The sequence below is a fragment of the Pseudomonas sp. NUPR-001 genome, assembly GCF_052147955.1.
GTDB lineage: Bacteria > Pseudomonadota > Gammaproteobacteria > Pseudomonadales > Pseudomonadaceae > Aquipseudomonas.
In genome coordinates, this window is sequence record NZ_CP197353.1 from 546,834 (window position 1) to 568,412 (window position 21,579).

General features: G+C 60.4%; 16 protein-coding genes, 1 tRNA gene and 1 pseudogene. 12 read left to right on the plus strand and 6 right to left on the minus strand.

The features are described from left to right. Positions 1 to 112: 112 nt before the first annotated feature. Positions 113 to 2,947 carry an excinuclease ABC subunit UvrA gene (gene uvrA, locus ACP6KB_RS02530; RefSeq protein ID WP_442111876.1) on the minus strand — a complete coding sequence of 945 codons (2,835 nt, stop codon included), beginning with the start codon at positions 2,945 to 2,947 and terminating at the stop codon, positions 113 to 115. A gap of 134 nt (positions 2,948 to 3,081) precedes the next feature. On the opposite strand from uvrA, the gene ACP6KB_RS02535 reads away from it, so the two are divergent. The 4 genes from ACP6KB_RS02535 to ACP6KB_RS02550 all read left to right on the plus strand — a co-directional run bounded on the left by ACP6KB_RS02535 (position 3,082) and on the right by ACP6KB_RS02550 (position 6,313). After that, positions 3,082 to 4,476 (plus strand): MFS transporter, encoded by a 1,395-nt coding sequence (locus ACP6KB_RS02535; RefSeq protein WP_442111878.1) that lies wholly within the window; start codon positions 3,082 to 3,084, stop codon positions 4,474 to 4,476. Between the two features lie 9 nt (positions 4,477 to 4,485). Next, positions 4,486 to 5,013 (plus strand): single-stranded DNA-binding protein, encoded by a 528-nt coding sequence (locus tag ACP6KB_RS02540; protein WP_133210680.1) that lies wholly within the window; start codon positions 4,486 to 4,488, stop codon positions 5,011 to 5,013. 328 nt (positions 5,014 to 5,341) lie between these two features. Further along, positions 5,342 to 5,812, plus strand: coding sequence for a hypothetical protein (locus tag ACP6KB_RS02545; protein ID WP_442111880.1), 471 nt, complete (start codon positions 5,342 to 5,344; stop codon positions 5,810 to 5,812). Positions 5,813 to 5,845: 33 nt separating this feature from the next. After that, the gene (locus ACP6KB_RS02550; RefSeq protein ID WP_442111882.1) at positions 5,846 to 6,313 is read left to right on the plus strand and encodes a hypothetical protein; all 468 of its coding nucleotides are present in this window, start codon (positions 5,846 to 5,848) and stop codon (positions 6,311 to 6,313) included. Positions 6,314 to 6,419: 106 nt separating this feature from the next. On the opposite strand, the gene ACP6KB_RS02555 is transcribed toward ACP6KB_RS02550, so the two are convergent. Next, the gene (locus tag ACP6KB_RS02555) at positions 6,420 to 6,863 is read right to left on the minus strand and encodes a TM2 domain-containing protein (RefSeq protein ID WP_442111884.1); all 444 of its coding nucleotides are present in this window, start codon (positions 6,861 to 6,863) and stop codon (positions 6,420 to 6,422) included. Between the two features lie 323 nt (positions 6,864 to 7,186). Here ACP6KB_RS02555 and fdnG point away from each other — a divergent pair, with 323 nt between their 5' ends. The 7 genes from fdnG to ACP6KB_RS02590 all read left to right on the plus strand — a co-directional run bounded on the left by fdnG (position 7,187) and on the right by ACP6KB_RS02590 (position 16,312). Beyond that, positions 7,187 to 10,252 (plus strand): formate dehydrogenase-N subunit alpha, encoded by a 3,066-nt coding sequence (fdnG, locus tag ACP6KB_RS02560; RefSeq protein WP_442111886.1) that lies wholly within the window; start codon positions 7,187 to 7,189, stop codon positions 10,250 to 10,252. Continuing rightward, positions 10,252 to 11,202, plus strand: a complete 951-nt coding sequence (fdxH, locus tag ACP6KB_RS02565; RefSeq protein WP_442111888.1) for a formate dehydrogenase subunit beta — start codon at positions 10,252 to 10,254, stop codon at positions 11,200 to 11,202. Before fdnG ends, fdxH begins: the two co-directional genes overlap by 1 nt. Further along, entirely contained in the window at positions 11,199 to 11,852 is a 654-nt protein-coding gene (locus ACP6KB_RS02570; protein ID WP_442111890.1) for a formate dehydrogenase subunit gamma, read from the plus strand. The genes fdxH and ACP6KB_RS02570 overlap by 4 nt, the downstream gene beginning before the upstream one ends. Before the next feature lie 4 nt (positions 11,853 to 11,856). Next, positions 11,857 to 12,783 (plus strand): formate dehydrogenase accessory protein FdhE, encoded by a 927-nt coding sequence (fdhE, locus tag ACP6KB_RS02575; protein ID WP_442111892.1) that lies wholly within the window; start codon positions 11,857 to 11,859, stop codon positions 12,781 to 12,783. A gap of 80 nt (positions 12,784 to 12,863) precedes the next feature. Next, positions 12,864 to 14,294: an L-seryl-tRNA(Sec) selenium transferase gene (gene selA / locus ACP6KB_RS02580; RefSeq protein WP_442111894.1), complete on the plus strand. Its 1,431-nt coding sequence runs from the start codon at positions 12,864 to 12,866 to the stop codon at positions 14,292 to 14,294. After that, a complete protein-coding gene (selB, locus tag ACP6KB_RS02585) occupies positions 14,291 to 16,210 on the plus strand; it encodes a selenocysteine-specific translation elongation factor (protein ID WP_442111896.1) in 1,920 nt (639 codons plus the stop codon). The genes selA and selB overlap by 4 nt, the downstream gene beginning before the upstream one ends. A gap of 6 nt (positions 16,211 to 16,216) precedes the next feature. Continuing rightward, positions 16,217 to 16,312 (plus strand) — tRNA-Sec (locus ACP6KB_RS02590). A 3-nt stretch (positions 16,313 to 16,315) separates the two neighbouring features. Here the strand turns inward: ACP6KB_RS02590 and ACP6KB_RS02595 are convergent. Beyond that, a complete protein-coding gene (locus tag ACP6KB_RS02595; protein WP_442111898.1) occupies positions 16,316 to 17,308 on the minus strand; it encodes an asparaginase in 993 nt (330 codons plus the stop codon). A gap of 1 nt (position 17,309) precedes the next feature. After that, the gene (locus ACP6KB_RS02600; protein WP_442111900.1) at positions 17,310 to 18,755 is read right to left on the minus strand and encodes an alanine/glycine:cation symporter family protein; all 1,446 of its coding nucleotides are present in this window, start codon (positions 18,753 to 18,755) and stop codon (positions 17,310 to 17,312) included. A gap of 177 nt (positions 18,756 to 18,932) precedes the next feature. Between ACP6KB_RS02600 and ACP6KB_RS02605 the strand changes: the two genes are divergently transcribed. Further along, on the plus strand, positions 18,933 to 19,751 hold the full coding sequence (locus ACP6KB_RS02605) for a helix-turn-helix domain-containing protein (RefSeq protein ID WP_442111902.1): 819 nt from the start codon (positions 18,933 to 18,935) through the stop codon (positions 19,749 to 19,751). On the opposite strand, the gene ACP6KB_RS02610 is transcribed toward ACP6KB_RS02605, so the two are convergent. Next, a complete protein-coding gene (locus tag ACP6KB_RS02610; protein ID WP_442111904.1) occupies positions 19,752 to 20,597 on the minus strand; it encodes an alpha/beta hydrolase in 846 nt (281 codons plus the stop codon). A gap of 9 nt (positions 20,598 to 20,606) precedes the next feature. Next, positions 20,607 to 21,341: pseudogene (locus ACP6KB_RS02615) on the minus strand (TSUP family transporter); the annotation flags it as partial. Positions 21,342 to 21,579: the final 238 nt, after the last annotated feature.

Below are 21,579 nucleotides of genomic sequence, written 5' to 3' on the forward strand. Positions count from 1 at the left end.
CACTTGCGGGGCTTTTTGTTGTGTGTAGGAGCGGGCTTGCCCCGCGAGGCGATGTGACTGACAGGTTGCTATCGCGGGTCAAGCCCGCTCCCACAACAAGCCCGCGCCTACATCAGGCGCGGTCGCGTTCCAGGAGCGGCTTGAGGTAGTAGCCGGTGTACGACTGCTTCATCTCGGCGACTTCTTCTGGTGTGCCGCAGCCGATGATCTGGCCACCTTTGGAGCCGCCCTCAGGGCCGAGGTCGACGATCCAGTCAGCGGTCTTGATCACGTCCAGGTTGTGCTCGATCACCACCACGGTATTACCGTGGTCGCGCAGGCGGTGCAGAACATCAAGCAATTGCTGGATATCCGCGAAATGCAGACCTGTGGTCGGCTCATCGAGGATGTACAGGGTTTTGCCGGTATCGCGCTTGGACAGCTCACGAGACAACTTCACTCGCTGTGCCTCGCCACCGGACAGGGTGGTTGCTGACTGTCCCAGCTTGATGTAGGACAGGCCAACATCCATCAAGGTCTGCAGCTTGCGCGCCAGTGCCGGTACGGCGTCGAAGAACTCACGGGCCTCCTCGATGGTCATCTCAAGGACTTCGTGGATGTTCTTGCCCTTGTACTTGATCTCCAGGGTTTCGCGGTTGTAACGCTTGCTCTTGCAGACATCGCAAGGCACGTAGATGTCCGGCAAGAAGTGCATTTCGACTTTGATCAAGCCGTCGCCCTGGCAAGCCTCGCAGCGTCCACCTTTGACGTTGAAGGAGAAACGCCCCGGGCCGTAACCGCGCGAGCGCGACTCGGGAACGCCGGAGAACAGTTCGCGGATCGGTGTGAACAGGCCGGTGTAGGTCGCCGGGTTCGAACGCGGGGTGCGTCCGATCGGGCTCTGATCGATATCCACCACCTTGTCCAGATGCTGCAGACCATCACAGCTGTCGTGCGCAGCGGCTTCCAGGGTACTGGCGCCGTTGAGGGCAGTTGCGCTGAGCGGGAACAGGGTGTTGTTGATCAGGGTCGATTTGCCTGAACCCGACACGCCCGTTACGCAGGTCAGCAGGCCGATCGGGATGTCGAGGTCGACGTTCTGCAAGTTGTTGCCGCGAGCGCCTTTGAGCTTGAGCGAAAGCTTTTTGTTGCGTGGCGTGCGTTTGGCCGGGACGGCGATCTTCACGCGCCCGGACAGGTACTTGCCGGTCAGCGAGTCGGGGTGGGCCATGACGTCGGCGGGCGAACCCTCGGCAACGATCTGCCCGCCATGCACACCGGCACCCGGGCCGATGTCCACCACGTAGTCGGCCAAGCGGATGGCGTCTTCGTCGTGCTCGACGACGATCACCGTGTTACCGATGTCGCGCAGGTGATTGAGGGTTGCCAGCAAACGGTCGTTATCGCGTTGGTGCAAGCCGATCGAAGGCTCGTCGAGGATGTACATCACTCCGACCAGGCCGGCGCCAATCTGGCTGGCCAGGCGGATGCGCTGCGCTTCACCGCCGGAGAGAGTGTCGGCGCTGCGATCGAGGGTCAGGTAGTCGAGGCCGACATTGACCAGGAACTGCAGGCGCTCACAGATTTCCTTGAGAATCTTGTCGGCAATTTCGCCGCGTCGCCCCGTCAGCTTGAGGCCGCCAAAGTATTCGCTGGCATCACCGATCGGCAGGTTGGTCACTGCTGGCAGGGTCTTTTCACCGACCCAGACGTGACGGGCCTCGCGGCGCAAACGCGTGCCACGGCAATCCGGGCATGGCTGGGTGCTGAGGAACTTGGCCAGCTCCTCGCGAACGGTGGCAGATTCGGTCTCGCGGTAGCGCCGTTCAAGGTTTGGCACGATGCCTTCGAACGGGTGCGAGCGCTTGACGATGTCGCCGCGGTCATTGAGGTACTTGAAGTCGACGTTTTGCTTGCCGCTACCGTGCAGAATCACTTTCTGCTGTTCAGCGGGCAGTTCGCCGAAGGGCACTTCAAGGCTGAAGTCATAATGCGCAGCCAACGAGCCGAGCATCTGGAAGTAGTAGACGTTACGCCGGTCCCAGCCACGAATCGCACCTTCGGCCAGGGTCAGTTCACTGTTGACCAGGCGTTTGGTATCGAAGAACTGTTTAACCCCCAGGCCATCGCAGGTCGGGCAGGCGCCGGCCGGGTTGTTGAAGGAGAACAGCTTGGGCTCCAACTCGCTGATCGCATGGCCGCAGATCGGGCAGGCGAAACGCGCGGAGAAAATCATTTCTTCGAACGGCTCGTCATCCATCGCGGCAACCAGAGCGATACCGTCGGCCAGCTTCAGCGCGGTCTCGAACGATTCAGCCAGACGCTGCTGGAGGTCCTCACGGACTTTGAAGCGGTCGACCACCACTTCAATGGTGTGCTTTTTCTGTTTGTCGAGCTTTGGCAGCTCATCGAGTTCGAACAGCTTGCCGTTTACCCGGGCACGGACGAAACCTTGCGCGCGCAGCTCATCGAACACCGCCAGATGCTCGCCTTTGCGTTCGCGAATCACCGGGGCCAGCAGCATCAACTTGCTGCCTTCAGGCTGGGCCAGCACCAGATCGACCATCTGGCTGACCGTTTGCGCCTCCAGCGGGATGTCGTGGTCCGGGCAGCGTGGCGTACCTACGCGGGCGTAGAGCAGACGCAGGTAGTCGTAGATTTCGGTAATGGTGCCGACGGTCGAACGCGGGTTGTGCGAGGTCGATTTCTGCTCGATAGAAATCGCCGGTGACAGCCCTTCAATGGTGTCGACGTCAGGCTTTTCCATCATCGACAGGAATTGCCGGGCATAGGCCGACAGCGACTCGACGTAGCGGCGTTGGCCTTCTGCGTACAGCGTGTCGAAGGCCAGCGAAGACTTGCCGGACCCGGACAAACCGGTGATGACGATGAGTTTGTCCCGGGGCAGGGTCAGGTCGATATTCTTCAGGTTGTGGGTTCGTGCCCCACGAATCAGGATCTTGTCCACTGCGGCCTCGCTTGGCGGGCATAACATAAACGATTGAGTATACGGCTCCCTGCCATTACGCGGCAAAGCGTCACGTATATGCCGTTACGCGGTGGGACTGATAGAATCGCCGCCGGTTCACACGAGGTTTATCCATGCACGATTCCCACAGCGAACGCATGAGTGGCAGCGAAACCCGCGCCGCAAGCGGCCTGGCCCTGGTGTTCGCCTTCCGTATGCTCGGCATGTTCATGGTTTTGCCAGTGCTGGCGACCTATGGCATGGACCTGGCTGGCGCGACGCCTGCGTTGATTGGCCTGGCTATTGGTGCCTATGGCCTGACCCAGGCATTCCTGCAAATCCCGTTTGGGATCATCTCTGATCGCATCGGCCGGCGCCCAGTGATCTATCTCGGGCTGGTGATTTTTGCCCTGGGTAGCGTGCTGGCGGCCCAGGCGGATTCGATTTGGGGCGTGATCGCCGGGCGCATCCTGCAAGGTGCCGGGGCGATCTCGGCTGCCGTCATGGCGTTGCTGTCAGACCTGACCCGTGAGCAACACCGCACCAAGGCCATGGCCATGATCGGCATGAGCATCGGCCTGTCGTTTGCCGTGGCCATGGTGGTTGGCCCGCTGCTGACCCGTGCCTTTGGCTTGTCCGGTCTGTTCCTGGCCACTGCAGCCATGGCCGTGGTGGGTATCGCCCTGATTGCCTTCGTCGTGCCGGCGTCACACGGCGCTTTGCAGCACCGTGAGTCAGGCGTCGCCAAGCAGGCCCTGGGGCCGACCTTGCGCCACCCTGATCTGTTGCGCCTGGACGTGGGTATCTTCGTTCTGCATGCGATCCTGATGGCCAGCTTTGTTGCCTTGCCGCTGGCGTTCGTCGAGCGTGGCGGCCTGCCCAAGGAAGAGCATTGGTGGGTGTACCTGACCGCCTTGCTGGTCTCATTTTTTGCAATGATCCCGTTTATCATTTACGGCGAAAAAAAGCGCAAGATGAAACGTGTCCTGCTGGGCGCGGTCAGTGTTTTGATGCTTACCGAGGTGTACTTCTGGCTGTCGGCTGACAACTTGCACGAACTGGTGATCGGCACCGTGATATTCTTTACTGCCTTCAACCTGCTGGAGGCATCCTTGCCTTCGCTGGTGAGCAAGGTGTCGCCTGCTGGCGGCAAGGGCACGGCGATGGGGGTGTACTCCACCAGCCAGTTCCTCGGTGCTGCACTGGGAGGCATTCTCGGTGGCTGGTTGTTCCAGCACGGTGGCTTGAGCACAGTGTTCCTGGGCTGCGCCGCCTTGTGTGCCGTGTGGTGGATTGTTGCGCTGAGCATGCGTGAGCCGCCGTACGTGACCAGCCTGCGCATGCCGTTGTCGGCCGAGGCGGTCCGCGAAGCGGGACTGACCGAACGGCTGTTGGCCGTACCGGGTGTGACCGACGCAGTGGTGGTAGCCGATGAAGCTGCCATCTATATCAAACTTGATACACAAATTTTGGATCGCACGACCCTGGAGCGCCTGGTAAACCCGGCCTCCGAAGCGTGCGAAGCCTAGGAGAACGTTATGGCCCGTGGGGTTAACAAAGTCATTCTGGTCGGTACGTGCGGCCAGGATCCAGAAGTCCGCTACCTGCCCAACGGTAACGCCGTGACCAACCTGAGCCTGGCTACCAGCGAGCAGTGGACCGACAAGCAGACCGGCCAGAAGGTCGAGCGCACCGAGTGGCACCGTGTGTCGATGTTCGGCAAGGTCGCCGAGATCGCCGGTGAGTACCTGCGTAAAGGTTCGCAGGTGTACATCGAAGGCAAGCTGCAAACCCGCGAGTGGGAAAAAGACGGCATCAAGCGTTACACCACTGAAATCATCGTCGACATGCAGGGCACCATGCAGCTGCTCGGCGGCCGTCCACAGAACCAGGACGGTGGCAATCAGTACAACCAGGGTGGCAACCAGGGCGGTAACTACAACCAGGCGCCACGCCAGCAGGCTCCACGTCCGCAGCAAGCGCCACAGCAGCGCCCGGCGCCGCAACAGGCGGCACCACAGCCAGCTCCGGATTTCGACAGCTTTGATGACGATATTCCGTTCTGACGAGCACCTGAGCGAAAACTGTATAGTTTTCCTTGAAGAACCCCGCACTTGCGGGGTTTCTTTTTTTTTGGGGAGTGATAGCTGCTGGGCTGTTTACGGCCTTTCGGTATTTCAAGCGGGTACCGCGCCTCGCCGAGCAGGCGACTGGGCAAACTGACTCATAGCACTATGAAGGTTGTTTAGAAATCTGACCTATAAATTCGGGGTTTTTTCTTATTGTGCAGTAAGAATTTTCCCAAGTTTATTTTTTTGCAATGTCTTAGGTTTTTCAGCGCTATGGCGCTCGTTAGAATTCACAAGGAAATTATTTCTGGTGAATGAAATGCGAATGAGTGAGAGTGAAAGGCTGAAGTGGACAGTTATGGTGGGTTCCTTGCCAGGGGAGTACGTGGTTGAAACGTTTTCTGATCACTACGCTGCACATATAAAGTCGAAAGAAGTGGGGGAGCCGGCAGGCTTTCTCAGCTTTATCGGGCTGCTGATTGGCGCGGTGATTTGCTTGGTTGGTTTTTTGATGGCCATCTTCGGGCCGTCCACGGTAAAGGTCAGTATGTTAAGTGGTCCAACATTTTTCCAGTTTATACAACTCAATCCAGGGCCGATATTTAGTCTTGGCGCTATTATTATTGGTGTTTGCAACTGGGTGTTGAGTCCCGGCGTGGTGATGGCTCCCGACGAGTATTTGCTGAAGTACTATTCAGTTGAATGCCAGGGTGCCACTGAATTTAACGGCAATGTAGTAGCTGAATATAGGGGTGAGAACACCTTCATGATTTCCCCTAAAGACACACTCTCCTAGCTAACGTACACGAAGCTTTGTTGGGCGGATTGAATGCAAGAGCATGAAAGTGTGGCGCCGAAGTGGCAAGTCCTTGTAGACACCCTGCCTGGGGAATATGTAGTTGAAACCTTCGACGATGACTACGCTGATTACCTGGAGTCAACGCTGGACAGAGACCCCGTTGATGTTTTCTTCTCCAGGCTCGCTACGTGTCTGGGGATAGCAATTTGTCTGGTCGGTTTTTTTACCATTATCTTCGGGCCTCCGACGGTAATGGTCAGCAGATTTAATGGCCCCACGTTGATCCAGTATATTCAACTTCATCCTGGTCCTGTATTCAGCTTTGGCAGCCTTGTTATTGCCATCACCGAGTGGGCGTCGAGGGAAGAAATACTGACTCGCGAAAAATATTTGCTCCATTACTACTCGGTTCTGGGGGCGGATGCCATAGAGTTGAATGAAAAGGTTTCTGCTGAGTATTTAGGCGAAGGGGCTTTTCGCATTTTCAGCAAAGACTGATCTGTTCGCTCTGGGCAATCTGCCGTATTCAACGATGGAGGCTGAAGCTGGCCGAAAATACGGGCGACTTCAGACCATCCTTCGCTCGAGGCAATGTTAAGGCCGATTAGAACCAGCTTTTCTTGCCGACGACGTAAGTCTGCTCGAAGTCTTCTTCAGACTTGATCAGGTAAATAATGAATTCGATGAAGGCAATGATGCCGATGATCATCGACGGGATGCCGAGCAGCAACCAGCCGAACAGGAACACCAACAGCATGATCACGCCCTGAGCGGTGTAGCCCAGGTAAAATTTGTGCGCGCCGAACGCACCGAGAAAGAATGCCAGCAGGGCAGCCGGGATTTTTTTCGAGTTACCCACCAGTGTAGTGCTGTCGGCGTAAATCGCTTCAGCGGCGCTACCAGTGTTGGTGAAGTCTACACGGCTACCAGCTTTCGGCAGAACGGCGCTTTTCCATTGGCCGACTTCAAAGCTGTAACGGTTGCCATCGTCGCCAGAGATAACGCCATTGCGAGTGTTTGAGTCAAAACTCAGAATCTTGCCTTTCATTTGAAGCTCCTTGGACATTCACGTGCCGACTGTGGCGCGTTTCTTTCTTTGCGGTATAGAGTGGGACTACCTTCCCATGGCCATCATATTGCCATGGTTCTTGCTTGAAGTGTTACACGAGGTAAATGTCCGCGATCTGGCTAATGACCGCGTTCACAGCCCTGTGATAGGGCCTGTCCAAAGTGCCAGTAGTCTCCTGCCATCGCGCTTCCTGAAATCTTGACTACAGTATCAACTGGTGACTGCTGCAAAAGTCGCCACCGTGATCGTTCAAGAGACGCCGGCAACGTCCCGTGCGTCCACCACCTGATCAGGAGTGCACGATGGATCTCAACCGTCGGCAGTTCTTCAAGGTCGCAGCTGTAGGCCTTGGAGGCTCGAGCCTGGCGGCGTTGGGCATGGCCCCGACACCCGCTTTCGCCGAGCAGGTGCGTCACTTCAAGCTGGCGCATACCAAAGAAGCCCGTAACACCTGTCCTTATTGCTCAGTCGGCTGTGGTTTGATCATGTACAGCCAGGGGGATGGGGCCAAGAACGTGGCGCAGAACATCATCCATATCGAGGGTGACGCCGACCATCCGGTGAACCGCGGCACGCTGTGCCCGAAAGGCGCCGGCCTGCTCGACTTTATCCACAGCCCCAACCGCCTGCAGTACCCTCAGGTGCGCAAGCCGGGCAGCAAGGAGTGGACCCGGGTCTCCTGGGATGAGGCGCTGGATCGGATCGCCGATTTGATGAAGGCTGACCGTGACGCCAACTTCATCGAGAAGAACGCCCAGGGGCAGACGGTCAACCGCTGGCTGAGCGTCGGCTTTCTGGCCGCTTCAGCTTCGTCCAACGAAGCTGGCTACATGACCCACAAGGTTATTCGCAGTCTTGGCATGCTGGGGTTCGACAACCAGGCACGTGTCTGACATGGCCCGACGGTGGCAAGTCTTGCCCCGACGTACGGCCGTGGAGCCATGACCAACCACTGGACCGATATCGCCAACGCGAATCTGATCCTGGTGATGGGTGGCAACGCTGCAGAAGCCCATCCGTGTGGCTTCAAATGGGTGACCGAGGCCAAGGCGCATAACCAGGCCCGGCTGATCGTGGTCGATCCGCGTTTTACCCGAACCGCTTCGGTGGCCGACTATTACGCGCCGATCCGTACCGGTACCGACATCGCTTTCATGGGCGGGTTGATCAATTACCTGCTGACTGAAAACAAGATTCAGCACGAGTACGTGCGCAACTACACCGACGTCTCGTTCATCGTCAAAGCCGGTTTCAGCTTTGAGGATGGCTTGTTCAGTGGTTACGACGCTGACAAGCGTAGTTACACCGACAAGTCAGGCTGGGGTTACGAGTTGGGTGAAGACGGTTTTGCCAAGGTCGATCCGACCCTGCAAGACCCGCGCTGCGTCTATCAGTTGATGAAGCAGCACTACAGCCGCTACACCCCAGAGTTGGCCAGCCAGATTTGCGGTATGCCAGTAGACAGCATGCGCAAGGTCTGGGAAGAGATCGCCACCTGCTCGCAACCGGGCAAGACCATGACGATTCTCTATGCCTTGGGCTGGACCCAGCACTCCATCGGTTCGCAGATCATCCGCAGTGCGGCCATGGTCCAACTGTTGCTGGGCAACGTCGGCATGCCGGGTGGCGGGGTGAACGCCTTGCGCGGGCACTCGAACATCCAGGGGCTGACCGACTTGGGGCTGTTGTCCAACTTGCTGCCGGGTTACCTCACCTTGCCTTCGGATGCCGAGCAGGACTACGACGCCTATATCGCCAAGCGCGCCCTCAAGCCGCTGCGACCTGGGCAGATGTCCTACTGGCAGAACTACGGCAAGTTCCATGTCAGCCTGATGAAGGCCTGGTACGGCGCCAATGCCACGGCTGAGAACCGCTGGGGCTACGACTACCTGCCGAAGCTCGACATCCCGGGTTATGACGTCCTGAAGATGTTCGACATGATGGCCAAGGAACAGGTCAACGGTTACTTCTGCCAGGGCTTCAACCCGATTGCTGCCTTGCCCGACAAGAACCGCGTCACCGCAGCGCTGAGTAAACTCAAGTGGTTGGTGGTGATGGATCCGCTGGCCACCGAAACTTCCGAGTTCTGGCGCAACGCCGGGCCGTTCAACGATGTCGATTCGGCGAACGTGCAGACCGAAGTGATTCGCCTGCCCACCACCTGTTTTGCCGAAGAGGACGGCTCGCTGGTCAACAGCAGCCGCTGGCTGCAATGGCACTGGAAAGGTGCTGAAGGCCCGGGCCAGGCCCGTACCGACGTGTGGATCATGAGTGCCCTGTTCCTGCGTCTGCGCGAGCGCTATCAGCGTGAAGGCGGCGCCTGGGCCGAGTCGATCCTCAAACTCAACTGGCCGTACAAGGTGGCGCACGAACCGACGCCGGAAGAAATCGCCAAGGAGTTCAACGGTTACGCCGTCGCCGATGTCACCGATGCGACCGGGGCGACGATCAAGGCCGGGCAGCAATTGGCGGGATTCGCCCAACTCAAAGACGATGGCAGTACTGCGTCTGGTTGCTGGATCTTCTGTGGCAGTTGGACCGAGCAGGGCAACCAGATGGCCCGGCGCGACAATGCCGATCCGTTTGGCATGAAGCAGAACCTGGCCTGGGCCTGGGCCTGGCCGGCGAACCGGCGGATTCTCTACAACCGGGCGTCGGCGGATGTCCAGGGCAAGCCCTGGTCGCCGAACAAGCGCTTGGTGTGGTGGAACGGCAAGGCCTGGGGCGGTACTGACGTGCCGGACTTCAAGGTCGATGTTGCGCCAGAAGCCGGAATGAACCCGTTCATCATGAACCCCGAAGGCGTGGCGCGTTTCTTCGCCCTCGACAAGATGGCCGAAGGGCCGTTCCCGGAGCATTACGAACCGTTCGAAACACCGATCGGGGTCAACCCGTTGCATCCGGACAACAAAAAGGCGATCAGCAACCCGGCTGGTCGGGTGTTCGATTCGGTGTGGGACAGCCTCGGGCAAGCCAAGGACTTCCCCTATGCCGCCACCACTTACCGGCTGACTGAGCACTTCCATTTCTGGACCAAGCATTGCCCGATCAACGCCGTGACCCAGCCGGAGCAGTTCGTCGAAATCGGTGAAGCGCTGGCCAAGGAGAAGGGTATCGCTGCGGGCGACCGGGTGCGTGTTTCCTGCAAACGCGGGCATATCGAGGCGGTGGCGGTGGTCACCAAGCGGATTCGGCCGTTGCAGGTCAACAACCAGACCGTGCATCAGATCGGTATTCCGCTGCATTGGGGCTTTACCGGGGTAACCCGGCACGGCTACCTGACCAACACCCTGGTGCCGTTCCTCGGTGACGGCAATACGCAAACGCCGGAATCGAAGTCGTTCCTGGTCAACGTGGAGAAAATCTGATGGCTAGCCAAGACATCATCGCCCGTTCGGCCACCACCACGGCGCCGTCGTCGATCCGTCACCAGGAGGAAGTCGCCAAGCTGATCGACACCACCAAGTGCATCGGTTGCAAGGCCTGTCAGGTGGCGTGTTCGGAATGGAATGAGCTGCGGGACGAGGTGGGGCACAACTACGGGACCTACGATAACCCCCACGACCTGAGCGCTGAAACCTGGACCCTGATGCGCTTCACCGAGCATGAGAACACCGAGGGCAATCTGGAATGGCTGATCCGCAAGGACGGCTGTATGCACTGTGCTGACCCAGGTTGCCTGAAGGCGTGCCCAAGCCCCGGGGCGATCATTAAGCATGCCAACGGCATCGTCGACTTCAATCAGGACCACTGCATCGGCTGCGGTTACTGCATTACCGGCTGCCCGTTCAACATTCCGCGGATTTCGCAGAAGGACCACAAGGCGTACAAGTGCACCTTGTGTTCCGACCGCGTCGCGGTAGGGCTGGAACCGGCGTGCGTAAAAACCTGCCCGACGGGTGCCATCGTGTTCGGCAGCAAAGAAGACATGAAGGAGCATGCTGCCGAACGCATCGTCGACCTCAAGTCGCGCGGCTTTGAGCACGCTGGCCTCTATGACCCGGATGGCGTGGGTGGTACTCACGTGATGTACGTGCTACACCACGCCGATCAGCCAAAACTCTACGCCGGCCTGCCGGACCAGCCGGTGATCAGCCCGTTGGTGGGGCTGTGGAAAGGCGTGAGCAAGCCGCTGGCGTTGCTGGCGATGGGCGCCGCAGTGCTGGCCGGGTTCTTCCACTATGTGCGCATCGGCCCGAACCGGGTCGAGGAGGACGAGCACCCGAGCGCGCCAGACACCAGTGTGCACGTGGTTGACCCGACCGTGCATGTGTACGACCCGAACAAGCCAGGTGCGCAAGGGGAGGAGCGGCCATGAAAGACAAACCCATCCTGCGCTACAACGCTAACGAACGTACCAACCATTGGGTGGTGGCGATCCTGTTCATCATGGCGGCATTGTCGGGGCTGGCGCTGTTTCACCCGGCGCTGTTCTGGCTCAGTCACCTGTTTGGCGGTGGGCCGTGGACGCGCATCCTGCACCCGTTCATGGGCGTATTGATGTTCGTGTTCTTCCTCGGCCTGGTGCTGCGTTTCTGGCGGGCGAATTACTTCATCGCCAATGACCGCCAGTGGCTCAAGGGTATTGGCCGGGTGATGCGCAATGAAGAGGAGGGCGTGCCGCCAATCGGCAAGTACAACCCCGGGCAGAAGCTGCTGTTCTGGACCTTGCTGCTGTGCATGCTGGTGCTGTTGCTCAGTGGCGTGGTGATCTGGCGTGCCTGGTTCAGCCAGTACTTCAGTATTGGCTCGATTCGCCTGGCGACACTGCTGCATGCGCTGGCGGCGTTTGTGCTGGTGCTGAGCATCATTGTGCACATCTATGCCGGGATCTGGATCAAAGGCTCGGTCAGCGCCATGCTGCATGGCTGGGTCAGCCGCGCCTGGGCGAAGAAGCACCATGAACTGTGGTACCGGGAAGTGACCCGGGAAGATCCACCCGACTCGCAGATCAGCAAAAAAGGATGATCATTTGAGCACCATTCTCGAGCCCGGACAGATCGAAGCGGCGGCCAGCACGCCGCCGTTTCTCTACCTGCCACCGGTCAATCTGTTTGCCTTGCGCGCGGCGCGGCTGGACACCCTCGCAGTGGGAAATGCGCTGGGAGACTACCTGCGTCTGGTGGCCGAACTGTGCCGCATCCAGCAAAGCCTGCTAGACCAGCCGCCTGTCGCGGCACCCGAGCAGACGCAGCGCCAACGCCTGTGCCTGGAACACGGCTTGCCACCATTGGCTGCCGATAGCCTGGTGCGCGAGGGGCACTGGTTGGCGTACCTCGATGCGCTGTTGCAGCGCTATGTGGCGCCCGCCAATGCCGAACTGCTTGCGGCAGTGGGCCGACTGCGTGAGGCCAGTGACGAGCAACGCAAACTCTGGGGGATTGCCTTGTTGACCGGGCAATTCAGCGCCGTGCCCGCCGCGCTGGTGCCGTTTTTGGGGGCTGCGCTGCAGGCAGCGTGGAGTCATTGGCTGCTGAACGTGCCGAGCGCCGATCTCAAGGCCGCTGATAGTCTGTGCCAGTGTCCGGCGTGTGGATCACCGGCGATGGCCGGGGTGATCCGCCATCGCGGTAAGTACAACGGTTTGCGCTACCTGGTGTGCTCGCTGTGCGCCTGCGAATGGCATGTGGTGCGGGTCAAGTGCATTTACTGCGAGCAGAGCAAGGGGTTGACCTATTTCAACCTTGACGATGACCGCTATGCCGCAGGTAAAGCACCGTTGCGTGCCGAGTGTTGTCCCGGCTGCAAAAGCTACCTGAAGCAGTTGTATCTGGAGTGCGATGCCGAGGCAGAGGCGCTGTCGGCAGACTTGGCGAGCCTGGCGCTGGACATGCGTCTGGATCAGGAGGGTTTCCAACGGTTGGCGCCGAACCTGATGCTGGCGCCGGGAGGGGAGTGAGGCTAGGGTCTACACTATCGCGCCTGTGGGAGCGGGCTTGCCCCGCGATCTGCACCATACCGTCGAAGGTACCCTCCAGAATGTCTTCCAACCTTGCCAAACTACCGACACGCCTGCCCTCCATCGACACCCTGTTGCGCCACCCCGCCTGCCAGCCGCTCACAGACCGCTACGGCCGCGATGCGCTACTGGCCAGCTTGCGCCAGCTCCTCGACGACTTGCGCGAACCTACCAGGCTTGGCCAGCTGGAGGCTGCCGAGTTGTCACCGGCGGTACTCGCCGGTCGTGCGGGTGAACGGCTCGCGGCCCAGCACCGCAGCCAGGTCCGGCGGGTGTTCAATCTGACCGGCACGGTGTTGCACACCAACCTGGGGCGGGCGCTGTTGCCACAGGAGGCCATCGATGCGGTGCAGATGGCCGCGCGTTACCCGCTGAACCTCGAATTCGATTTGGCCACCGGCAAGCGCGGCGACCGCGATGACCTGATCGAAGGCTTGATCCGCGAACTGACTGGCGCCGAGGCGGTGACCGTGGTCAACAACAACGCCGCTGCCGTACTGCTGGCGCTCAACAGCCTGGGCGCGCGCAAGGAAGGCATCATCTCCCGCGGTGAGCTGATCGAAATCGGCGGTGCCTTTCGTATTCCCGACATCATGGCCCGCGCCGGGGTCAAACTGCATGAAGTCGGCACTACCAACCGCACCCATGCCCGCGACTACGAAGCGGCCATCAGTCCACGCAGTGGCCTGCTGATGCGTGTGCATTGCAGCAACTACAGCATTCAGGGCTTTACCACTCAGGTCGAAACCAAGGCGCTGGCGCAGCTGGCGCATCAGCATGGCTTGCCACTGCTTGAAGACCTCGGCAGCGGCAGCTTGCTTGATCTGACGCGCTGGGGGCTGCCTGCCGAGCCGACCGTGCGCCAGGCGCTGGCTGACGGCGCCGATATCGTCACCTTCAGTGGCGACAAGCTGCTCGGCGGCCCGCAAGCGGGCATCATCGTTGGTCGCAAGGAGCTGATTGCCAAGATCAAGAAGAACCCGCTCAAGCGTGCCCTGCGGGTCGACAAACTGACCCTCGCCGCGCTGGAAGCCGTGCTGGGCCTGTACCGCAACCCCGACCAGTTGGCTGAGCGCTTGCCCAGCCTGCGTTTGCTCACCCGCCCACAGCCAGAGATCCTTGCTCAGGCTCAGCGTCTGGCGCCGGTACTCGGGCAGGTATTGGGCGCTGACTGGGACGTTGCCGCAGTGCCAGCGTTGAGCATGATCGGCAGTGGCAGCCAGCCGGTGGCCCGTCTGCCCAGTGCCGCCTTGTGCCTGCGACCGCAACAGACCAGGCGCTTGCGTGGGCGTAGCCTGCGTGGCCTTGAAGAGGCGCTGCGGCATTTACCGATTCCAGTGCTAGGGCGCATTGATGATGACGCCTTGTGGCTAGACCTGCGGCAACTGGATGACGAAGCCGGCTGGCTGGCGCAATTGCCTGAGCTGCAGCGGCTGGAGGCGGTGAGGTGATTGTCGGTACGGCAGGCCATATCGACCACGGCAAAACCTCATTGCTCGCTGCCCTGACCGGGCAAGTAGGTGACCATCGTCGTGAAGAGCGCGAGCGTGGCATGACCATCGACCTGGGCTATCGCTATGCGAGCCTCGAAGCCGATGCGCCGTTGACCGGCTTTATTGACGTGCCGGGCCATGAACGGTTTATCCACAACATGCTGGCCGGTGCGCAGGGTGTTGATCTGGTGGTGTTGGTGATTGCCGCCGATGACGGGGTTATGCCGCAAACCCGAGAGCACCTGGCGATCGTGCAGTTGCTCGGTATTCCCCGGCTGGTGGTCGCTATCAGCAAGTGCGATCGCGTCGAGCTGCGCAGAGTCCAGCAGGTGCACGCGCAAGTCAGTGATCTGCTGGCCGCCGGGCCCTATGCTGGCGCCGAGCAATTTCCCCTGTCCAGCGTCACCGGTGAGGGTGTCGATGCCTTGCGTCAGGCGTTGATCGCGGCTCAGCGCACGGTACGTGAACGCAGCCGCCGGGGCGGCTTTCGTCTGGCCATCGACCGCGCTTTTGCGGTGGCCGGGGCTGGCATTGTGGTAACTGGCACCGCGCTGGAGGGGCAGGTGCAGTTGGGCGACACGCTCTCGCTGGGCAAGGCGGGAAAATCGGTGCGGGTGCGCGGGCTGCATGCGCAGAACCAGCGGGTGGCCGAGGCCTGGGCAGGCCAGCGGGTGGCGCTGAACATCAGTGCCGAGCGCCTGGAACTTGAGCAGATTCATCGCGGCGACTGGTTGCTCGCCGAGTGGCTGCACGGGCCGACGCAGCGGGTGGATATCGAGCTGCACTTGCTGGCCAGTGAAACCCGCAGCTTTGCCCATTTCAGCCCGGTCCATGTGCACCTGGGAACCCAGGATGTCAGTGCCCGTGTGGCACTGTTGCAGGGCGAGCTGCTGTTGCCAGGTGAGCGCATGTTCGCCCAGTTACAGCTCAATGCGCCGTTGCAGGCGGTGCATGGCGATCGCTTGGTGCTGCGCGATCACAGCGCACAACGCACCCTCGGCGGTGGCCGGGTGCTTGATCCGTATGCGCCGGCGCGGCAACGTCGAAGTGAGGCGCGGCTGGCGCAGTTACACGCACTGGCCGAAGCCGACGGCCTGGAGCAGGCCTTGTCGGCACTGTTGGCCAACGACGACGTTGGCCTCGACCCGCAGCGCCTGGAGCGTCAGTTCAACCGTCTGCGTAGTAGCTGGGTGTTGCCAACGGATGTTCAGGTGATCGCCACACGCCAGGGCCCGTTGATGTTCACCACGGCGCGTTGGCAGACATTGAAGCAACGCGTGCTGGAGCAGTTGGCACGCTTTCATCAGCAAGAGCCCGACCAGCTCGGCCCCGACCGTGATCGGTTGCGTCGTTTTGTTGCCCTGGCGCTGGAGCGCCCGGCGTTTATCAGCCTGCTGGATGAACTGCTCGCCAGCGGGGCGATTGTTGGCAATGGGCCCTGGCTGCATTTGCCTGAACATCAGATACGCCTGAGCGAAGCTGACGAGGCCTTGTGGCTACAGCTACAACCGCTGCTCGAACAAGGACAATTCGACCCGCCGTGGGTGCGTGATCTGGCCAAGGCGCTGGGGCAAGAGGAAGCGCCAGTTCGACTGTTGCTGCGCAAACTGGCGCGCCTGGGACAGGTGCACCAGGTGGTGCGTGATCTGTTCTATCCCCAGGCCACAATCCGACAAATGGCAGCTATGCTGTTGCAGCTGGCCAGCGACGATCCGGTGGTGCAAGCGGCGGCGTTCCGTGATGTGCTGGGTATCGGCCGCAAGCGCAGCATTCAGGTGTTGGAGTATTTTGACCGGATCGGCCTGACCAGACGCGTCGGTGACCGGCGTCAGGTTCGTACCGACAGCGCCCTGGCACAATCGCCAGGGCTTTGAGTTCAAGGAAGGCAATCGCGCCCGGTGGCGCGGCCGGGCTTCAAACCCGGTTGGGGACGGCAGCCGTTCCCGGGCAGGTTCGACTCCCGCTGCCTTCCGCCATTTTTACTGCACCCGTTCGCCGCACAGGTCCAGTGCGAACCAGTGCTGCGCCGTGGCGATGTCCAACCCGGCACCGAGCAGCGAAAACAGTTTGCCCAGCGCTGCTTCACGGGTCATGCCGCCCGCCGAGACCAGCCCGGCATCGCGTAGCCGGCTACCTGCTGCGTAAGTGTCGAACCGCACACTGCCTTGCGGGCACTGGCTGATCGCGACCATTAGCACGCCGCGCTGGCGCGCTTCGGCCAAGGCCTGGAGCAAGGCCTCGTCATCGGAGGGGCCGGTGCCGCTGCCGTAGCATTCCAGCAGCAAGCCTTTGACCCCGCTGTTGATCAACGCACGCACATGAGCGGCCTGCAGCCCCGGGTAGATCGGCAACACCGCGAGGTTTACTGGCACACGCGGCTGGCAGTAGCTGAGCACCGCTGGCAGCTGTTCAGCGCGCCGGCCCTCGCGATGCCGTGGGAGTGCAGCAAAGGCATCGAAGGCTTCGCTGCGCTGCTTGCTGGCGCGGGCGCCGTGCAACAGTTGACCGGCAAAATACAGCTGCACGCCGTTGTCGATCCCTGCCTCGAACAAGCGCAGGGCACCGCACAGGTTGTCCCAGGCATCGCTGTCTGGGGCACCGGCGGGCAGCATCGAACCGGTCAGCACCACCGGCACTTCCAGTTCGAGCAACAGAAACGACAACGCTGCGGCGCTATAGGCCAGGGTGTCGGTGCCATGCAGCACCAGGACGCCGTCGTGCCCCTCTTGTTTCACCGCCTCGACAATCACGTCGCGCATCGCCAGCCAGTTGGCTTGCTGCATGTTGGCGCTGTCCAGCAACGGTGACAGTTCACGCAACGTCCAGTCGATGCTCGGTGAGTGCGGATCGCTGGCCAGGTAGTCGCGCATACGCGGCTCGAAACCACCGGCAGGCGCCAGGCCTTGCGGGGTTTCGAGCATGCCGATGGTGCCTCCGGTATAGAGGACCAGCAGGTTTTTCACGCTGCGCATATCAGTGCTGCGGCTGCGCGGTAGCTGTTGCAGTGGCCTGTGCATCGGCTGCGGCTGCCGGCTTGGTTGGCCAGGCTTGCAGATCCAGATCCAGGTCGCTGAACTTCGCGGCGTCGAACACCGGCTGCTGGATACCGGCTTTGCGTTGTTCGTCGTAGTCACGCATGACCCGCAGGCCGACCTTGAACAGCAGGGCCAGGGCAATCAGGTTAACGAAGGCCAGGCAGGTCATGGTGATGTCAGCGAAGGCAAACACGGTGGACAGGTTCTGCACCGAACCCCAGACGATCAGCGCCAGTACCAGGGCGCGATAGCCCAGCAGCACCAGACGGTTACGGGTGAGGAACTGCAGGCTGGTTTCGCCCAGGTAGTAGTTGTACAGAATGCAGGTGAAGACAAACAGCGACAGTGCCACGCTGACGAACAAGCGGCCCCAGTCACCCACGACGGCTGCCAGCGAGTTCTGGGTCAGGACAATGCCATCCCCTTCAAAACCCGGGGTGTAGAAGCCGGACAGCAGGATCAGCAGCGCTGTGCAGGTGCAGATAACGAAGGTGTCGAGGAACACACTGAACGCCTGTACCACACCTTGTGCGCCGGGGTGACGCACGGCCGCCACGGCGGCGACGTTCGGCGCGCTGCCAAGGCCGGCTTCGTTAGCGAACACACCACGCTTCACGCCCATGACAATGGCGCTGCCGAGCAGGCCGCCAAAGGCTGGATCAAGGCCGAAGGCACTCTTGAAGATGGTTTCCAGCATGGCTGGAACGTGCTCGATCTGGCTGCCGATCACGTACAGGGTCACGCCGATATAGGCCAGGGTCTTGACCGGGACCAGCAGGTCGGACACCGAGGCAATACGCTTGATACCACCGAGGAAGACGATGGCCAGCAACACGGCCAGGGCGATGCCGGTGTGCTGTGGATCGAAGCCGAAAGCGTTCTGCAGCGAGTGGGTCACGGTGTACGACTGCAGGCCGTTGAAGGCAAAGCCGTAGGTCACCAGCAATAGCAGCGAGAACACAACGGCCATGGTTTTCAGCTTCAGGCCGTGCTGAATGTAGTAAGCCGGGCCGCCACGGTACAGACCATCACCGTCGCTGCGCTTGTAGACCTGAGCCAGGGTGCATTCAAAGAAGCTGCTGGACATCCCCACCAGGGCCGTGACCCACATCCAGAACACCGCACCTGGGCCGCCCAAGGTGACGGCGATGCCGACACCGGCAATGTTGCCCGCACCGACACGACCGGCCAAGCTCAGCATCAGTGCCTGGAACGAACTCAGTTGGCCTGCCTGGCCGCGCAACGACTCCTTGAACACACCGAACATGTGGCCGAAATGGCGGAATTGGACAAAGCGGGAGCGGATGGTGAAATAGCTGCCGAGTCCGACGATGAGCACGATGAGGAGTTTCCCCGAAAGGAAATCGTTGAGCGCTTCGAGCATGGAGTAACCTCGATTCTTGTTTTTTTGCGTGAAAGACGAGGGCGCCGACGTCGATGCGCCGTGCCCCAGGCGCGCATAGTTGGCCAAGATAAACGTTGTTACAATTTCGCATGTTGCTCTGAGTTGATGCGACTTGATGCTAAACTGGCGCCTGTCGCATCACCTGGAACGGATCGCATGAGCGAAAATCTCGGTATCAACCTTAAACTCGCCTGCAGTCACTACCGCTCTATCTCAGAGGTTTGCCGACAGCTGTCGATCAATCGCGCGCAGTTCAACAAGTACTTGAGCGGGCAGAGTCAGCCGACGCCTTTCAACCTCAAGCGCATCGGTGATTTCTTTGGCGTGGAAGATTACGAACTGGGGCTGCCGCCTGAGCAGTTCGCTCGGTTGATCGGCGCACGTAATCCGGCCAGCGTCGCCACCTCCCAGGCAGATCCGCTCAGCGAATTGCTCAGGCCCCTGCGCGAGCAGAGCGGCAATCTTTCGCGTTACTGCGGTTATTACTTCGAATACTCCAACTGCATGTCGGTGCCGGGTTTGATCCTGCTGTCGCTGGTGCATTTGCGCGAAGAGCGGGGCACTTTTCTGTTCGAGCGCCAGGAGCGTCAGGAGCGCTCCAGCAGTACCGATGTACAAGCCGAAGACTGGGTGCGTTGCCGTTATCTGGGGGCGGCGTTCCAGTTGCAGGATCGCCTGTTTCTCATGGACTACGAGTCGCTGACGGTCAATGAAATGAGCCAGACCATCCTGATCCCGAGCTTCAAAAGCCGCATCACCCGCCTCAATGGCCTGAAAACCGGGGTGTCCAGCGGCGATCGGCGCACCCCCGCCTGCACCCGGGTGGTGTGGGAGTACCTGGGGACGGAGATCAACCGCATCAATGCCTACCGCCAGGTCAAGCTGTACCGCCCCGATGACCCGCGTATCGACGACGATGTACGCGAGCGGCTCAGCGTCGGGCCCGGCAGCAACGGGCTGTTCGAGATCGAGTGATCAGCGCTCGCCGATAATGAACTCCGCTACGGTTTGCGCCACCTGGTCGGCGACCATGGGCGTGCTGCGCAAATGGGCGGCGATACTGTGATCACAGTTTGCGAGCAGCAAGCACTCCAGATGCGGCGGTGGCACCGACTTGAGCAGCGTGCGGGTGACCTCTTCCGGGATCGGGCTGTAACGCTGAGCGCCTGCCAGCCACAGGGTGCCCGCCGAAGTGCCTGCACCTTGGCCGTGCGCCTGGGAGTTAAGCCCATCGAACTCACCCATTACCAACAGCACACGGCCCTGGAACTGGCGCAAAAATTCAAAGCTGTCGCAGTCGAGAAATCCATAGGGCTTGCTGATCGCAGCCTTGAATGCCGGGCCGAAGGGCGCGTCATGAGCGTTGTCTGGGTAGACGGCAGGGCAGATCAACACCAACTTATCCACAGCCGGTTGCTGCGCCGCCAGCTTCAGCGCGATAGAGGCCCCCAGGCTGTGACCCACCACTGTTTCACAGCGCGCCGCGATATGCCGGTGAAAACGCAGTGCTTCTTCACGGTTGGTGCTGAGCGATGGTTGAGCCGCACCGGGTTCGCTGGCAAGACTGTGCCCAGACAGGTTGGCAGTCAGCGAACCGATACCTAATGTTTGCAAGCGATAGAGCAGGGGATTGAGGCGGGTAAAATCCGATTGCGCGCCACCCACCACGAACATTGGCGGTGCGCACTCTTCGTCGGGTACCAGCCAGCGGGCCTGTTGCTGATAATTGTCGAAAGTCTCGGTGATAAACCGCTCCTCGCCGGGGCTGGGTTCATCGTATTGCCAGGTAGAACGCTGCGAGGAAGTTGCTTCAAGTTGCATGAACACCACCTAGAGAAACAGAAGATGCAGCCGCTCAGCGAGCGGGTTTCCGGTGCTGAACAATAGCTTGAGCGCCATGATGCAACACACGCAAACCAACAGCGGGCGGATCAGCCTAGGGCCAAAATGCACCGCACACCGCGCACCTGCCTGGGCACCGAGAAACGCAACGCAGGCCATTGCCAGCGCTAGCGGCCAGATAATAGCGCCGCTCAGCGAGAATACCGATAGCGCTCCGAGGTTGCATGCCGCGTTCAACAGTTTGCTGTTGCAGACGGCCTGGAGCAGCGGTTGTCCGAGCAGAATCACGCAGGCGAGCATGAAAAATGAGCCCACCCCAGGGCCAAACACACCATCGTAGAAACCAATGATCGGTGCTACCAGCAGGCAAAACAGGCTGATGGACAGCTTCGCCTTGCGTTGCTGGTTGTCCAATTTGGGGCTGAAGGCGAAGTAAGCCGCTACCAGAATCAGCAGCACGGGCACGCAGGCCTGCAGCAGGGCTTTGGGCACCAGGCTTACCGACAACGCACCAACAGCGCCACCCGCAAATGCCATACAGGCCATGGGCAGGCCGCTTTTCCAGTCGATCATGCCTTTGCGGGCGAATGCACAGGTGGCGGACACGGTGGCCGAGGCAGCTTGGAATTTGTTGGTGGCAATTGCAGCCAACGGGTCAATGCCTGCGACGAACATCACAGGCAACGTGATTAGGCCTCCACCGCCGGCAATGGCGTCAAAAAAGTGCCGGTGTCAAGTCTTTCGCGCAAATCACGCAGGGCTTGAAACCGTATATGGGACAGTAGGTTAGCTCTTTTCGGGGCCGCTTTGCAGAACCGCGGCTTCGTCGGCTAGGAGCCACATAAGAGCGTCGGGAGAGAAAGCCGCATCGCACCGTGTCGTGCTGGATTGCCGAGGAACGGCGGGCCTGTCGCGTCATCATAGCCCAAGAGGCTTGGCGGCATCCAGAATGAAGAACGCG